The following is a 17,209-nucleotide window of genomic DNA, read 5'->3' as shown; positions in this document are numbered from 1 at the left end:
ATCAACCTGACCACCGCCACGTCACCACCGAAACCCGCAAAGAACGCCGCCCCCTTGAAGACACTTGGATCGAACTCCTAAGTTGACGCGAATGGGCGTGCAGGAGGAAATGAGACGTGAATTGGCAAAAAGCTTTTTCATTCACGGAGATGAATACCTTGTTGAAAAGGTTGGAGAATTGGTCTCGCAGGATGAGCGACTAGCGGCAGCCTGTTTAACAGAATATTGGAAAAACGACGCCATATCACCTTGGAGTCAAATCGAACAATTTGAGAGCATCAATGTCAGTTCGACCGTGATATCGGAGGCGTTAACTGAGCTTGCCAGAAGCGATTTGAGTGTCGCCAGTCGATTCGTTCTCGAATTAGAGGAAAGACGACCTGACTTGGTCAGGGAGTGCGCTTCGCAAGTCGTTAAGGAGCTGAGTGCGATTGACATCAAGATGGCATCTCATTTTCTGCTTGAAATCGAAAACGAGGACCTTCGTAAATATGTAAGCGATGGCTTTATTTTAGAGTTGAAGCGACTGAATGAGCCTGATGCCGCCCGCCAATGGGAGTCATTTTTCGAAAGCAAAGAAAATTAGGGTGTCTCTTAAATAAAGTTGGCTGTTAGGAAGTTGTGAATCTTGATGTGTTGGCAACTGGTTTCAGGTCGGGAACCAGAGGGGGTAGCAGGGGCTCCTATCAGAGGTTTTTTTGCAGAGGTTTCTCTAGGCTTGCCGTGAGTTGGGCGAGGATCTCGTCCACTGGAACGGGGGGGTGGAGGAGACGGAGATGCAGCTGGTGATAGTCTCGGCGGCCAGGAGTGACTGCGAGGAGGAGACGGTAAGGACCTCGTTCGAGGTCGGCATGACTGGTATCATGCGAAATCGTCCAGCCTTCTTCCTGCAGACGGTGTAAGAGAGACTCCCGGGTGGCTCCACTGGGGAGAGAGAAATCCCGCCGGGTGGTGAGTTCTCCCTTGTCATCGGCTTCTCCAGCGGGGCGCCATTGCGCATTGGGGCCTCGAAAGCGCTTGCGTGTTTGTTTTCGCTGCAATTGGGCCAGTTGCTCCAGGATGCGCACCGTGAATCGGTTGAGGGAGCAGTTGTAGCTGCCGGGCAAGGGGCGCAGTGGTTGCTGGCGAAGGGCCAGCATTTGATAAGGGGCCTCTCCCATGGGGCCGTGATAGATGATGGCACCAGAAGCGACGGTGAGGGGGGCACCCGAGTAGATGAATCCTTCCCAGCGGATACCAGCCACTCCGAAGCGTTCCGGGTGTTTCTGATAAAGAAGGCCTTCGGCTTCGCCGTAACCACGCTGCTGGCGGAGGAAGCCCGCAAAGGTTGCCCGTCTGTCATGAAAAACACAAGCTCCGGGGTGGAAGGCTAATTGGAAAGAGTTATCTAACAGTCTCCAGCAGATATCGACATCATCGCCGGCGGCATGAAACTGTTCATCGAATCCTCCGAGTTCGAGCAAGGTCTTGCGATGGAGGGCGAGATTACACCCTGGAAGGTGCTCGGCGGTGGTGTCGGTGAAGAGAATGTGGGAAACATTGCCCAGACAGGCGGTGACGATGGCGTTTTGCCATCCCCGGGGAGGGGGTGGCAGATTGGGGCCTCCGGCGGCGCGGGCGGCGGGATTGCGCGCGATGGCTTGGCGCAGGTAGTGAAGCCATTGGGGGTGGGGGCGGGCGTCGTCATCGATGTAAACAATCCACTCGCCGCGGGCTTCCCTAGCGGCCAGATTGCGAGCGGCTGAGAGGCCGGATGGGGCTTGGGCGAGGACTCTGCTGGCGAGTTTGCTGTTTTTTAAGAAGGTGTTGGCAGTGAGAAAGGTATCGTCGGTGGAGCCATCGTCGACGATGAGGAGTTCGAAGTTTTCGTCGCTCAGATTTTCAAAGTGCGGGAGGTTCTCGCGCAAGCGATGACCTCCGTTGCGGGTGCAGATGGCGATGCTGAATAAAAAGGGGGGCGGCGAGGGCGGAGGAGCTTGCTTGGAGAAGGCTTGGGTCAGCGCGGCAAGTGCGGGTTTGGCGCTGCCGTCGCGGCGGGTCAATCCGAATGACCAGTCGGTAATGACTTGCTGATTGTTGAACCACTGGTCGCTCCACGCGTAGACGGTGAAGCCGGCACAGGCTTCTTCTCGGGCCAGCCGGTAAGCCGCAAGGAGGAGTTCCCGCTGCCGGTCTTCTTGTTTCTCCTCTTCTCCCGGGTGAGCCCCCTGGGTATTCAGACCGAATTCGGTCAGGAGGAGAGGGCGGTCGCCGGCAATATTGTGTAATCTTTGCAGATATCTTTCGAGGGAGTCTTCTTCTTCCAGGTAGATATTGAAAGCGGTGAAGTCGGCATTGCGGGGTTCGAGATATTCAGTGGTGGGGAAGTTGGCGTAGGCATAGAGGAGGTGAGGAGCGATGGCACGACAGTGGTCGATGAGCTCTTCCAAGGCCGCCCGCACTCGCCGCGGGCCCATGAAGCGAGCCAAATCGGGCCGAATCTCGTTGGCTATCAGGCAGGCGGCCAGTGCCGGATGGTCTCCCTGCCGTCTCAGGAAAAGACTCCACTGCTGTCGGGCGAGGCGCAGAGTTTCGTCATTTTCGGTGAAAAGGCTGTCCCAATGCCAGGGCAGAGTCACGATCACGAGCAGCCGATGGCGGGTCGCGAGGTCGAGGAATTCCCGGGTCGGAGCCTCATAAAGTCGCACTGCGTTGAAGCCCGCCCCCGCGATGCGGGCCAGCTCCTCGGTGTCCTTGAGCTGACTTTTTGGAGGAAATGGGCCGTAGGTGACAACGCGGAGAAAGGTCTCCCGCCCTTTGTGGCGGAACCAGCGACCATGGATGGACAATGACACGGAGCGATTTTCTCTGAATTTCACCTCTAGGTCCAACCTTGAGCGAGTGTGTTTTCTTACAAAAAAGAAATTCAAGGAGGACAAGGGCGGGATCGGTAGCCAATTCGGGCGAGGAGGGGAGAGTTCGCTTCGCGGGGCTGGGGACTTCCTTAGAAATTGGCGTGATAGAGGGCCTGCTGGATGAGGTCCGGGCCGGGAGGAACTTCGACAAACCCGCTCGCATTCAGGGTGCTCGCAAAGTCTCCCGAGTTCTGGGGCTTGATCACGAGGAGGCGACCATCGGGCTGGATGGAGGCCGGGAGAAAGAGGGTGAGCCGATCATGAGGGGTCAGTGGCTCCCGCAAGGGAAGGAGGGGGCCTTGCGCCGGGAGGCTGCCCGCCAAGAGCGAGAGAGCGGGGCGCACGTAGCGGAGGAAAGTGGTCAAGGTGGAATTCGGATTGCCGGGCAGGGCGAAGATTGGCGGGCTTTCGCTACGAGGAGACCAGTAAGCGAGGGGTTTTCCGGGCCGTTGGGCGATGCCGTGAAAAGCGGGAGGGCCGACCAGCTCTTGCAGGGCCGGGCGCACGTAATCTTTTTTGCCCTTCGAAATCCCTCCGCTCAGTAGAACCAGATCACTGGCCGCAATTGCTTCCTCCAGCGCCAGACGGGTGGCGCCCAAATCGTCGCTGAGGTGAAGGTGCTGGCAATCTCGCGTAAAGGCCTGAAGCGCTCCCAGCAGGACGGGGCCATTGGATTGCCGCAGTTGATGTGGGGCCGGTTTTTCCGAGGGAGGGATGAGCTCGTCGCCCGTGGTGAGAAGGGTGATGCGGGGTTGGCGGGTCACCAGGAGCTCGGTTTTTCCAATAGTGGCGGCCAGGCCCAGATGGGCGGGAGCGATGGTGGTGCCAGCTTGCAGGAGTTCACAGCCCGCCACGCAATCAGAGCCCTGCCGATGGATGAATTGGCCGGCCTGCGGCTCCGCATCTTTTCTCAGAGAGACCCTTTTTTCCCTGAGGTGCAGTTCTTCTACGGGAACAATCGTATCGCAGTCGCTGGGGAGGACCGCCCCGGTCATGACTTGCCAGCAATGCCCCGGTAGGAGCGCGGCGGGGGCCGGATCGCCCGCCGGGTGAAGGCCCTGGAGGGTGAGGGCGGGGAGGGTGAGATCGAGCGAACGGCAGGCGATGCCGTCCATGGTCACCCGATCGAAGGGTGGGAAGTCCCGGTCCGCGCAGAGGGTTTCCCGCAGGGTGCGCGCTAGGGCGTCCAGAAAGTAGACGGGCTCGGCAGGGAGAGCTTGTAGGCTGGCGGCGATGATTTCGTCAGCCTCTGCCGGGCTAATCAGGGAGTCCATGAGAGGAGAAGGGAAGGAGGAAATTAGGCCGGGCGGGGCATTTCGAACAAGTCTTGACTCCGGCAATACCAATCCGGGGAAGCCATGCGCCCGACCGGCGTCCAGTCTTTCTGCCGGAGGTGGAAGGTTTCTTCCTCGACCAAACCGTCGCGGACGAAGACGTGGTTGACGACCCCGATGACCAGTCGGTTGCGGCCAATCTCGATGGTCTGGTGCTCACGGCATTCGAGGGCGACCGGTGCTTCCGCGATGCGGGGCACTTGCAAGGTCCGGGCTGCGGTGGTGCTGAGGCCTGCCGCCTGCACCTCATCCACCCCGGCGGGTAGGGACGCGGCGGTTTGCACCATGGCCTGCGCCAATTCTTCGGGAACCAGATGGATGATGAATTCTCCGTTTTCACGGATGTTGCGGGCGGTGTCTTTGGCGATTGCGGGCTCTCCCGCCTGGGCTTTGCCTTTATTGCCGGGCGCGAAGGCGACTAAAGCCGGATCGGATCCAAAGACGTTGAAGAAAGAAAAGGGTGCCGCATTCACCCGTCCCAGGTCATCTCTGGTGGTGACCCAGGCGATCGGGCGGGGGGTGACCAACGAGGCCAAGAGCTTGTATCGCTGGGACGGATTCACTTGGGAAAAATCGATTTCCATGCCCGGCAGAATACCTCCTGCCCTCGGTCTGTCTACCCTGCTTCGAGTGTGCCGTGGGCGGGGGACGGCAAGGAGGTTTTGCGTGACAATAATGTCACCTAAGGAGGCGCGTGTTTTTGTCGGACCTCGTTTTCTATCCCCACCATTTTATGCGGCAACACTCGAAATGCGGAAGCGAGCACGATTCTCCTGCGACCCCCTCGTCCTTTTGGGGAGGAAAGATGAGCCCTTTGTTGGGACTGATTTTCCTTGAGTGCGCCATTGCTGCTGCCGTCGTCGCGCAGGAAGAGAAAGAGGTGACCGAACCCGCGGGAGAACGGAACGAACAGTTTCAGCAAGAGGTGGCGGAACTCATCGCCGGGGACGAAAGCGAGGAGGAAGCTGCCGACCGCGAGGAGAGGGGGGAAGAGGAAAAAGCCGCAAGTGAGGAGGCCGCCGGGTCGGAGCCTGTCTCGGGAGAAGAGAGCCCGGCTGCCCCAGCGGAAGGCGGGCAGGCCGAGGATGAGGACGAAGAAAATCCCGCTGGCACAGCCGAGGTCCCTCCGGATGCCGGTCTAGAGAAATCAGAGGATGAGGCCATCGGGGAAGGTGAGGAATTGGCTTTGCCGGAAGCAGAGGCGGAAGAATCCGAAGCTGCCGGGGGCAATCAATTGCTGGATGATTTGGAAGGGACGGGCATCATCCAAGGGGAGGTCTTTGGTCCAAGCGGCGAGGGATTGCCCGGTGTGGTGGTGCGAATTGAACTGTTGGATCGGATCACCCGGGCGGATCAAGAGGGCAAATTCGCCCTTGCCGATCTCCCGGCGGGGGAATTCGAGATGCAGTTCAACAAGTTGGGTTACAAAGTCGCCACCCGGACGATCATTCTCAAGGAGGGAGAATCCACCACCGTCAGTCAAGCCCTCGAAGAACAGCCGGTTGAACTCGTCGATGAGGAATACGAAATGGACGAGGTGGAGATTGTGGGAGAGTATGTGGAAGAGGATAAGCAGGAGATTCAGTTTGAAATTGAAACGGAATCGAAGGTGTTGGGGGGGAGTTTGGGAAAGGCAGAGTTTGCCAAAACCGGGGTGAGCGATGCTGCCGGAGCGGTCACCAAGGTGTCTGGAGCCAATATCGTCGGCGGGAAGTATGCGGTCGTGCGGGGCTTGGGCGATCGTTACACCAACACCACCCTCAATGGAGGAATTGTCCCGAGCGCTGATCCGTCCCGGAAAGCTGTTCAATTGGATCTCTTTCCCACTGATTTGTTGGAAAATGTCAACATTTACAAGACGTTTGCGCCCGACCTGCCAGCGGAGTTCGTCGGGGGGCTCATTGCGGTAGAGACCCTTCGGCTGCCAGACGAGAGAGTGTTCGAAGTAAGTGTTGGAACAGGGACACATAGTGAGACTCATGGGGAAGGTGGTTTTTACTCCATCCCCGGTCGCAAAGAGACATTCTTTGCAGATAACAACGATGAGTTGGTAAATCACAGCATTCTTGATAGCGCGAATCTGGTAGGAAGTCGGCGCAACCCTGTCCTACAGCAGCTGGCTATCGACGCTCGGAGCTTTTTCTATCAGGAGGCACCTATCTTCGCCGACAAAGGGAGTGATCCAGAATGGGACCGCTCCTTGTCCATCGTCTTTGGTGATAAGTTCGAGCTTAATAATGGTTGGAACTTTGGGGTGGTCGGTAGTTTCACTCATGAGACCGAATCGCGTTTCGAAGAAAACCAGCGGGCGGAGTTCTCCTCCGTCACCCTGAGTCCGGGCAATGCTGCTTTGGCTTTGCCCGGTCGCTTCACCTCCACTGCGGTCAATGCCTCGGGCTCTTTCGTTGGTTTGGGGACCGATCTTTACCGAGAAGCGCAAATTTATACCGACTCACTCAACTGGGGGCTTTTGCTAGGGGGAACCTTGGAGATGGGCGACGATCATAACCTCAGTGCAGTCTACTTCAAATACCGTAGCGAAGATGCCTCGGTGACACTGAACTCAGAGCAACTTCGGCAGGATGATAGTGGGGCCTCGCAGTTGGGTGTGATCACGGGCAACAACTTGGAAACGATTGGAGGCGAGACCTATCAGGTTTACGATAATTGGGATACTATGGATGTGGTATTTCGGGACTTGGAGATTTGGCAGACGCGCGGGGGGCATGATTTTCGAGATGGAGGGAGAGGGTTGAAATTCAATTGGTTTATTGGGGGTGGGATTGCCCAGGAAGCCCGACCGGTCGGTGTCAGCCAGAGATTTTATAATCTCGTTGATGGAAATGGAAATTCGCAAGTGGTTCCGGTCAATCCTTCCAATACGCAAAATGCTCCCAGCAGTTTTTATTTGGGTAGCCGGACACAGGATGATTCCCAAGAGGTTAAAATTGATACCACTCTTTCCTTGTGGGAGCAGACCGACGAGGACAATCATTTGGACTTGCGGTTTGGGTTGGCTCGATTCAATCGCACGCGGGACACCACTGCTCGCCGACTGAGCTTCACCATGGGAGATCGGCTGCTTAACGATTTGGTCGGCGACCTTGATGCGCAGAAGGATGAGATGGATGATCTGATGAATGGCACTCCGCCGGTTGACGGCTCGATTGAAGGGCAATCAGAGGGCTGGATTGTGGGCGAGGCTACGGGTAACACGCAGTTGACCTACTCTGCTTATAGTCGCATTTATTCGGGTTATCTGATGGGCGATCTAGCCTACCGGGAATGGGAGCTACTCGGTGGTGTGCGTTATGAACGGGAAGAAAAAGGGTTCCTGACCCAGAATGGTGAATCGGTGGATCAATCGGCGGTCAATTTTTTCCCGGGAGTGATTTTTAGCCGTGCTTTTGGTAGCGAGAATCAGTTTGGGATGGACTTGGCATGGTCGCGAACGGTAGCCCGGCCGACTTTCTACGAATATGTGGACGCCTTCACTCTGGATCAGGCCAACGACCGAACTTTTGCAGGAAATCCGAATCTGGAAGACACGGAAGCGACCAATACGGATTTCCGGCTCAGTTATCGCGACCCGAGAAATGGAGATAGTATTTCGGCGAGTCTTTTTCACAAAAGTTTGACCAATCCGATTGTCCAGATTGAGGATCCCTTTGCGAGTGGTCAGATTACTTGGGCAAACTTTGAGTCGGCCAAGCTTTCAGGGGTGGAAATTGACTTTTCCAAAGATTTGCTGCAAGGGTTCAGCTTGTTCGGAAACGTGAGTTACATCTATTCTGATGTGCAGGATAGTGTCTTCCGAAACCCGCGGGGGTTTGGAGAAATCGGTATCACTTCCGAGGGGCTGGAGGGACAACCCAATTGGTTGGTGAATCTGGTGCTTAGTCATGATTATGAACCCTGGGGGTTGACCAGTAGCCTTTCCTATAATTTTACCGGTTCTTATCTATCGCGGGTTGTCCCGTCGGAGGGGAGCACCGCTTTGAACCCTCAGCCGGATAACATCATGCGGCAGCCCTTTCACTCTCTTGATTTGATTCTAGCCAAGAGCTGGCAAGGGGAGTGGCAGGATTACGAAGGAAAGGTGTCTTTCAAGATTAAGAACCTTCTTGGTTCCAAAGAGGAATACACTTACGGCGATCTGGATATTTTGCCGTATGAGCTATACGATCCCGGACGAGAATACTCGCTCTCGATGAGCATCAAGTTCTAAGGCAGAGCTGGATTGCAAGGTGAAAAGAACCCCGGAGCTGTTCGGGGAGAGACTGCTTGAGAGTAGGGGTGAAAATCTGACGAAAACGTCACATGAAGCCCTGCGAATCCCCTCGCGATGAGGAGGGTTCCAAACTAGAAGAGCTGCGTCCGGAGGATCAAGGAACGAGCTTTGCGAGACTTGGTCCCAAGCAGGGAGAATGCCAGTTTCCCTGGCGTCGAAAAAAATCAATCAACTTATATCATTATGAGAACAAATCCAAAACTCATTACTCTCTTGGTTACGGGGGTGGCCGCTCCGGTCTTCGCTTCCGAGATCACGATCGAGACGGTGACCGGGGATATCACAACCGATACCGTATGGGACTCTGACACTAATAACGATGGCGTCGTTGACAAAGTCTACTTTCTTGATTCCTCGGTGTCCGTCAAGGACGCTGCCTATGGCGATAGCTGGGAGGCTGGAGATGCCAAGGTGACCCTGACCATCGAGCCGGGCACGGTGATTGCGGGGACCGGGTCCGATGCGGGAACGAGTGGAGCACAGGTAGGCTCGCTGGTCATTACTCGGTCGGGAATGATTCATGCGCAGGGAACCGCAGAAGATCCTATCATCTTCACTAGCGCTTCGCAGGCAGAGGTGATGTTCGCATGTGATATCGATGGCGATGAATTCACCGTTTCCGAACCGCTCGATCCGGTGGTCGATGGCGGTGAGTGGGGTGGAGTTATTGTTTTGGGTAATGCTCCGATTAACTTTACCAGTGGTTCCAGTAATGTGGGTGAGACTTCTATTGAAGGCTTTCCGGCTGGTTCTTCGGCAGATATTGTTTTCGGTGGTGATATTGCCGATGATAATTCAGGTGTTCTGGAATACGTTCGGATCGAGTTCGGTGGCTTCGAGTTCGATGAGAATGAGGAGATTAATGGTCTGACTCTCGGAGGGGTCGGTTCCGGTACGACCGTGCGCTATGTTGAAGTGCTGGGCAATACTGACGATGGTTTTGAGTTCTTTGGAGGAACGGTGAGCACCAGCCACTTGGTGAGTGCTTTCAACCAAGATGAGTCTTTTGACTTTGATCAAGGTCACCAGGGAACCCACCAGTTTCTTTTTGCAGTGCAAAGCACCATTAGTGACAATGCAGTGGAGGCTGATGGTGGTGATGGTGACACCAAGACGGCCGAGCCCTTGACATTGACCAAGGTCTACAATGCCACTTTCGTCGGAGGTGGTGCGGACGCCACGCCTTCCGGGCATATCTTCCGGCTCAAAGATAATTTCGGTGGTCAGTTTCATAACTCGATTTTCACCGGATATAAGGGAGCGGCTTTTCGCGTGGACGACCAGCCCACGGCCAACCAGGTCGGGGTGAACATGAACTTTACGAATAACATTTTTGGTGAGATCGGCAGTGCTTCCACCGGAGACAATAGCGCGGCGGGCGATGATTTGTTGGCTCAGGCCGGGAATACTCCCTTGGGCACTTCTCCCCAATTCGCGGATTTGGTGCGTGAAGGCGGAGAGGTGAGCTCGATTGACCCTCGGCCCATTCTCAGCGGTCCTGCTTGGGCGGGGGACATCACTCCCGGAGCGCCCGCGCCTGCCAAGTTCAAAGGTGCCTTCGGCGCTAAGAACTGGGCGGCGGGCTGGACCTTCCTGGATGAGGCCGGCTACTTCTCCAACACTTTTGCTGCACTGGCGGTGACTGTGGAAAAAGTCTCCGGTGACATCACGGAGGATACGACTTGGGACTCGGATACCAATGACGATGGTGTGGTTGACAAGATCTATTTCTTTGATTCCGCAGTAGCCGTAAAAACTGCCGATTATGGTGATGGCTGGACTGCAGGGGGCGAGAAGGTGACTTTGACCATCGAGCCAGGGACCGTGATTGCGGGGACAGGCTCCGATGCAGGTTCCAGCGGGGCCCAAGTGGGCTCTTTGTTGGTGACTCGTTCCGGCATGATTGATGCCCGGGGTGAGGAGAACTGCCCCATCATCTTCACCAGTGCTTCTGAGGCGGAATACCGCTATGGCGTTGATGTCGATGGTGACGATTTTGTGGTCGATGTGCCTAATGACCCTGTCTTCGATGGAGGTGAGTGGGGTGGCGTCATTCTGCTCGGCAATGCTCCCATTAACTTCACCAGTGGTTCGACCAATGTTGGTGAGACTTCGATTGAAGGTTTCCCCGCTGGTTCCTCTGCGGACATCGTCTTTGGCGGTGAGATTGCCGATGATAGCTCGGGTATCATGGAGTATGTGCGGATCGAGTTTGGTGGCTTCGAGTTCGACTCCAACGAAGAGATCAACGGGTTGACCATGGGAGGTGTCGGTTCTGGCACCACTCTTCGTTACATTGAGGTGGTTGGTAACACGGATGACGGCTTCGAATACTTTGGCGGCACCGTGAATACTTCTCACTTGGTGAGCTTCTTCAACCAGGATGAGTCCTTTGACTTGGACCAAGGTCATCAGGGCACTCATCAGTTTCTTTTCGCAGTGCAGAGCACTCTGAGCGACAATGGAACAGAAGCGGATGGGGGTGATGGCGATGAAAAGGGTCTCGAGCCCTTTACTTTGGCCAAGTTTTACAACGTCACTTACATCGGTGGAGGCGAAGAGAGTTCGGCTGGAAATGCTTTCCGCTTAAAGGAAAATTTTGCCGGTCAGTTCCATAATTCCATTTTCACCGATTACAAAGGGGCGGTGATTCGTATGGATGACCAACTGACCGAGGACCAGGTGGGAGTGAATCTTAACTTCACTAACAACCTCTTTGGTTCCTTTGGTGCGACTGCGACCGGGGACAATGCCTCCGGGGGTGACGCCTTGCTTGCCCAATCTGGAAACACCGCTATCAACACAGACCCCGAGCTTCTGGGGCTTGTTCGTGGCAGCGAAGGTGATGTTGTTTCCGTTGACCCGCGTCCGGCATTGACTAGCCCGGCTTACGGCTCCGCGCTCACTCAAGGAGGTCTCTGGGCCGCCAACTATCGGGGTGCCTTTGGCGATGAGAACTGGGCTCGCACGTGGACCTATATGTCTGAGAACGGCTATCTTGCCGAATCATTCATTCCCAACCAATTCAATCGTCAAGTGACGGTCGAGCATGTCGCCGGTGACATTACTGCCGACACCACTTGGGATTCCGATACCAATGGCGACGGCCTTGTCGACAAGATTTACTTCCTCGATAGCGCGGTAGCGGTCAAGGATGCTTCTTACGGCGATGGTGGTAGCTGGAGCGAGGGTGGCAACAAAGTGACTCTCACCATCAAACCCGGCACTGTCATTGCAGGAACAGGCTCTGATGCTGGGTCTAGCGGAGCACAGGTCGGCGCGGTCGTGGTGACCCGGGCTGGTCGTATCCAAGCTCAGGGAACGGCGAATAATCCGATTATCTTCACCAGTGCTTCAGAGGCGGAATACCGTTATGGAGTGGATGTGGATGGCGATGATTTCGTCGTCGATACTGCGGGCGACCCGGCGGTGGATGGTGGTGAATGGGGTGGAGTTATCCTGCTTGGTAGCGCTCCCATCAACTTCACCAGCGGTTCTGCCAATGTGGGCGAGACTTCGATTGAAGGCTTCCCGGCCGGCTCTTCCGCTGACATCGTTTACGGGGGGTCGTCCCCGACTGACGATTCCGGAATTCTGGAATATGTCCGCATCGAGTTTGGGGGCTTTGAGTTCGATGTCAACGAGGAGATCAATGGCCTGACCATGGGTGGAGTTGGTTCGGGAACCACGGTTCGCTTTGTGGAAGTTGTGGGCAATACCGATGATGGCTTTGAATACTTCGGCGGCACGGTCGACACTTCCCACTTGGTGAGCTTCTTCAACCAAGATGAGTCATTTGATCTCGACCAAGGTCATCAGGGTCGTCATCAGTTCCTCTTTGCGGTGCAAAGCACGCTGAGCGACAATGGGACCGAGGCTGATGGAGGTGATGGCGATGATAAAACCCTCACTCCCCTCACCAGTGCCCAGTTCTATAACGTCACCTACGTGGGGGGCGGTGAAGAGGGCCCGAGCGGAAACAATGGTTTCCGCCTCAAGGACAACTTCGCTGGTCAGTTCCATAACTCCATCTTCACTGATTTCGGTGGCGCCGCTGTGCGCATGGATGATCAGACGACTGCCAATCAGGTTGGGGTGAATCTTTGCTTCCAGCACAATGTCTTCGGAGCCTTCGTGGGAGGTGCCACGACCGGGGACAACGCGGCCGACGCCGCGACTCTGCTGGCGCAAGCCGGAAACAGTGCCGTGGGCACGGATCCCCAGCTGAGCCTGCTGGTCCGCACCGATGGGGAAGTTTCCGCTATTGACCCGCGTCCCGCCTTGGCTGGACCGGCTTGGGGAACCACCCTCCTGGATGGCGCTCCCACTGAGGTCGATTACCGGGGGGCCTTTGGGACCTCTAACTGGGCCCACACCTGGACCTACATGTCCAATCACGGTTACTTCAATCCCAGCTTTGAAGAGCTGAGCACCCCCGAAGCCACCGTCGTGGTGAAGGGTGATGAGGCGGCTGGCATCGAGATTGTGTCTTGTGGCATGGGCGAGGTGGCAGGAACCTTTGACATCACCTTCACCACGTCCGCAGACGCGACTTACAAGGTGACCGGTTCGCTGGATCTCAACGGATTCCCGACTGAGATTGAGACTGGAATCGCGGGCACAGGTTCGGAAGTGACCGTTACCGTGGATATTCCCGGCGGCGCGGACACTCCCCGCTACTTCTTCCAGGTGTCAGCTGAGTAAGCGGACCGAATAAATTCTTATCTGTTTCCGCAGGTAATCCACAAGAGTCGCTCCTTTGGTCGGGGGCGGCTCTTCTTTTTTGGAGAAAGAGCGTGAGGGGAGGAACGGCGCTTGGGAGCGATGGCTGCGGGTTAGCCGTTGAGGAGCTCGAGGGCTTGCAGGGGCACCGCTTCGTGGAACAGAGCTTTTTCCAAGTCGAGATCGGCGGGGACGCGCGCGAGGAGGGCTTGTTGGCGTTGGCTTGCTTCTTTCCAGAGAGTGAAGTGACGCTGATAGGCGGAGAGGTATTTCTGCAGCACCCGGGGCTCGATGCGGTGGGGATGGCGAGTGGTTCGCTCGGCATCGATGAACTCGTAGTTGCCTTCCCAGTCGGGTTGGGCCTCGCTTTGGAGAAAAGGGACAAAGAGAAGGGGGGAGCCTTGTCGGGCGGCGAGGGGATGGAGCAGGCGCTGCGGTTCGCCGGGGAAGAGGAGGTCGGAGATAAGGACGCGGAAGGAGGTTTGCCGGAGGGGCACGGCGTGGAGATTGAGTGACCCGGCGGGGTCCTTTTCTTGTAATTCCTGGGCGAGGGGGAACCATTTTTGTTGGCTGACGGCCTCGCCGGGCACGAGGCGGTGGGCGGCGCCGGAGAGGAAATGGATGGTTAGCTCCGCGCCTGCGCGTTGGCAGGATTCGGTGAAGAAGGCCACCAGCTCGGCGGTGCGGGCGGACTTGGGGCCGTCCAGGAACATGGAAGGGGAGACGTCGACGAGCAGGTCCACGAGGGGGCGCACTTCCTCGCGGTAGAGCTTCATGGTGTATTGGCCGGTGCGCGCGTAGGCTTGCCAGTTGATGTGGCGGGGGTCGTCGCCGGGGGCGTAGTGGCGGTGGTCCTGGAAGTCCAGGGAGGAGCCGGTGCCGGAGCCGGCGAATTCCCCCGTGCCGCCGCGCCAGACTTTGCGGCGCAGGGGCAGGCGCAGCCGGTTGGCGCAGCCGGCGGCGCGGGCGTGGGCTTGGCGGAGTTCGTCGGCAGTCATCAGTCCGTGGGGGGGTGCACTTCTCCAGCCGAGTGGTTCCGGCCTTCGCGTTCTTCTCTTTCCAAGCGGGATAGATTGGCGAGCGCGTGCCGGGAAAAGAAGAGGGCGAGGAGAAAATAGCAGGTGGTGGAGGCCCAGGTGAGGGTCAGTTTTTGTCCTTCGGTGAGAGGGTTGAAGACGCGGAAGTCGTCGACGAGAAGCAATTGCACGTGCGGAAAGAAGGCGAAGACTTTGAGGAGAGTTCCCGAGTCGTTCAGATTGTCCAAGACTTCGAAGAGGGGGAAGAGGCCGCAGAGAGTGATACTGAGGAGGAGGTAAATTGCCATCCGGTTGGGCAAGCGTGCGTGGAAGATATTGAGGAGGGCAAGGGGAAGCAGAACGATCCCGAGAAGAGCCCCTATCACAGGCCAGAAGTCGGGCTCGGGGGGACGTTTGGCCAGGAAGAAGTCTAGGGCGACCAAGAGGCCGACGAGGAGCGCGAAGAAGAGTTGTCCGGTGGCCCAGCCGGGAGCGAAGAAGCGGGCGAGCAAGGAGCCCGGGTAGCCGAAGTGGAGAAAGGGTCGCAACACGATGGAGGGATAGTCGGCCCGCTCGGTGAAGAGGTCGAGGGTGAGCATGAGAAGGAGAAGTAGGCTCAGGACCCAGGCCAGGCTCCAGTCCACTTGAAGGCAGGAAATGAAAACGGTGGGGAGGATCACGAGGGCGACGAGGCGCTTGCGAGTGGCGCGATTTTCGGCGGAGGGAGCGATGGCGGTGGTGGCCAGCTCGAGGAAAAAATAGCCGACGTAGGCGGCGATGGCGTAGAAGGCCCCGAGAGCGAACCACTCGTGTTTTTCGCTGGGAGTGAGCATTTCGAGCACTTCGTCGAGTCCGGAAAAAGCGATGCCGCCGATGGGGAAAACGAGGAAGAGCCCTCCCAGTAAGGGCAGGGCCCGTACGAGGGCGAGGGTGGAGGCTGAAAGGCCAACCGTGATAGCCGTGAAGACGGTGGAGAGAAAGAAGAGGCTACCGAGGAGGAGGAGTTCCGCAAAGAGCTGCATCCCGCCGAAGAAATAGCGCAAGATCAAGTAGGGCACGATGGCAAAGAGCAGCAGGGCGGTCTGGCTGACGATGGCGTTCCATTTGCCAATCACGATTCGCCAGGCCGAGAGCTTGGTGAGCGCCATCAGGTCGATGGTGTCGGCCTTGACCTCACTGGATATGGCGGAAATACCACGCAAGGGCTGCACCACGAGGGCGGCAAGAGAGAAGAAAAAGAAGATGAGGGCCGAAATGAACTCTCCCGCATTGGTGTCGGCAGCCGCTGTGGTGAGAAGGATGAAGGCGAGCAAGCCCTGCATGACGAGGAAAAGGACCACGAAGGAGTGGGTGCGCAGTCCTTGCCGTAGCTCCTTGACCAGCATGGGGCTGAGTCGATCAGAGAAGTCGCCGGTCTTGTGCCAGGGCGAGGGCGGGAGTGGCGGCGGGGCGGATTGGGCGGATTCCTCGGGCATCGCGTGGCACTCTGGCTGGTAGGCGACGAGATGAAAAGCGAGAATAAAGGAGCCCGGCCGGAATACTCATTTTTCGGGTGTCTGTTCCGACCGGAGTTTTGGGCCTCCTTTGGCGGGGTGTTTTTTTTGGGGAGGGCGGTTTCTCTCTGGGTGGTTTCAGAGTTTTTCGATGCGGAAGACCACCGGGCGTTCGGTGACGGAGTCGAGGGCTTCGACTTTGGCCAGGGTGTCGCGCAGTAGGCCGAAGGGAGTTTTGTGAAGGAGGAAAACCATATCGACGAATTCCGCATCGGGGTTTTCCGGGTCGGAGGGGGAGTGGGTGCCGGAGATGCCGACGCCGTCTTGGGCGAGGATGCTGGCGATTTCCGCAATCACGCCGGGCCGGTCGGTGACCTTGAAGCGCACGTAACAGGGAGTGGCGGTTTCCTCAATGGGCAGGGGGCGCGGACCGTTTTCGGCGGGCAAAAAGCCGCGGTGAATGCCGCCATTGGCCATCAGGCGGGCCGCCTCCACGAGGTCGGCGACCACCGAGCTGCCGGTGGGCTCTTGCCCGGCTCCGCGTCCGTAGAAGAGGGATTCTCCGGCGGCATCCCCCTTCACCGCGATGGCATTGAAGACGCCATTGACCGAGGCGAGGATGTGTTTGGCGGAAATGAAGGAAGGCTGGGTGCGGATCTCGATGCTACCGTCCTCGTGCTGACTGACGAGAGAGAGGAGCTTGACCACGTAGCCGAGCTCCTTGGCGAACTTGATATCGAGAGGGGTCACTTTCTCGATGCCGCGCACGTAGACTTCGCGGTAGTCGATAAGGGTGCCGTAGGAGAGGGAAGCCAGCAGAATGGCCTTGTGAGCGGCGTCCCAGCCATTGACGTCGAGGCTCTCGTCAGCCTCCGCATAGCCCAGGTCTTTAGCCTCCTTCAGGGCCTCGGGGTAGCCGAGACCGGCCTCGGTCATGCGCTGGAGAATGTAGTTCGAAGTGCCATTGATGATACCGGTGAGGGACTCGATGCGGTTGCCGACGAAGGATTCCTGCACGGCCTTGATGACCGGGATGGCCCCGGCGACGGCGGCCTCGAAGTGGATGGGAGTCTGGTGCTCGGCGGAGAGGGCAAAGAGCTCTTGCCCGCGTTCGGCGAGGAGAGCCTTGTTGCCAGTGACGACCGGTTTGCCGGCCTTGAGGGCGGCGGCGACGAGGTCGAAGGCCGCGCCGGTGCCGCCGATGAGCTCGACCACGATGTCGATGGCCGGGTCCTCGATCAGTTCCTTGAGATCAGTGCCGAAAATTTCTTCGGGAGCCTCTGCCTCACGGGGTTTGGAGAGGTCGCGGACGATGACTTTGCGAATCTCCAGGTCGGCGGCTCCGTGGGTGCGCTCTTTGATCAACTGCCCGTTGCGAGCGAGAATATTCCACACACCGGAACCGACGGTCCCGAATCCAGCCAAGCCAACGCCAAGGGTTTTGCAACTCACGGAATCC

General features: G+C 57.4%; 9 protein-coding genes. 3 read left to right on the top strand and 6 right to left on the bottom strand.

Going from position 1 to position 17,209, the window contains the following annotated elements; genetic code table 11:
- The first annotated feature begins 91 nt into the window (after positions 1-91).
- Positions 92-586: a hypothetical protein gene (locus JIN78_RS09075; protein WP_200391645.1), complete on the top strand. Its 495-nt coding sequence runs from the start codon at positions 92-94 to the stop codon at positions 584-586.
- A gap of 100 nt (positions 587-686) precedes the next feature.
- Here JIN78_RS09075 and JIN78_RS09070 read toward each other — a convergent pair whose 3' ends face one another.
- From JIN78_RS09070 to JIN78_RS09060, 3 genes are all read right to left on the bottom strand, one after another.
- On the bottom strand, positions 687-2,834 hold the full coding sequence (locus JIN78_RS09070) for a glycosyltransferase (protein WP_200391644.1): 2,148 nt from the start codon (positions 2,832-2,834) through the stop codon (positions 687-689).
- 149 nt (positions 2,835-2,983) lie between these two features.
- On the bottom strand, positions 2,984-4,168 hold the full coding sequence (locus JIN78_RS09065; protein ID WP_200391643.1) for a molybdopterin molybdotransferase MoeA: 1,185 nt from the start codon (positions 4,166-4,168) through the stop codon (positions 2,984-2,986).
- A gap of 23 nt (positions 4,169-4,191) precedes the next feature.
- Entirely contained in the window at positions 4,192-4,812 is a 621-nt protein-coding gene (locus JIN78_RS09060; protein ID WP_200391642.1) for a flavin reductase family protein, read from the bottom strand.
- Positions 4,813-5,033: 221 nt separating this feature from the next.
- On the opposite strand from JIN78_RS09060, the gene JIN78_RS09055 reads away from it, so the two are divergent.
- Positions 5,034-8,456 carry an outer membrane beta-barrel protein gene (locus JIN78_RS09055; protein WP_200391641.1) on the top strand — a complete coding sequence of 1,141 codons (3,423 nt, stop codon included), beginning with the start codon at positions 5,034-5,036 and terminating at the stop codon, positions 8,454-8,456.
- Between the two features lie 246 nt (positions 8,457-8,702).
- Positions 8,703-13,223, top strand: coding sequence for a hypothetical protein (locus JIN78_RS09050; protein ID WP_200391640.1), 4,521 nt, complete (start codon positions 8,703-8,705; stop codon positions 13,221-13,223).
- Between the two features lie 131 nt (positions 13,224-13,354).
- Here JIN78_RS09050 and JIN78_RS09045 read toward each other — a convergent pair whose 3' ends face one another.
- From JIN78_RS09045 to JIN78_RS09035, 3 genes are all read right to left on the bottom strand, one after another.
- A complete protein-coding gene (locus JIN78_RS09045) occupies positions 13,355-14,239 on the bottom strand; it encodes a DUF58 domain-containing protein (RefSeq protein ID WP_200391639.1) in 885 nt (294 codons plus the stop codon).
- Positions 14,239-15,732: a hypothetical protein gene (locus JIN78_RS09040; RefSeq protein WP_200391638.1), complete on the bottom strand. Its 1,494-nt coding sequence runs from the start codon at positions 15,730-15,732 to the stop codon at positions 14,239-14,241. Before JIN78_RS09040 ends, JIN78_RS09045 begins: the two co-directional genes overlap by 1 nt.
- A gap of 156 nt (positions 15,733-15,888) precedes the next feature.
- Entirely contained in the window at positions 15,889-17,202 is a 1,314-nt protein-coding gene (locus JIN78_RS09035) for a homoserine dehydrogenase (RefSeq protein WP_200391637.1), read from the bottom strand.
- Positions 17,203-17,209: the final 7 nt, after the last annotated feature.

Origin of the sequence: Roseibacillus ishigakijimensis (assembly GCF_016595415.1) — a bacterium.
Classification (GTDB): Bacteria; Verrucomicrobiota; Verrucomicrobiia; order Verrucomicrobiales; family Akkermansiaceae; genus Roseibacillus; species Roseibacillus ishigakijimensis.
This window is presented reverse-complemented; position numbering and strand designations above follow the sequence as displayed.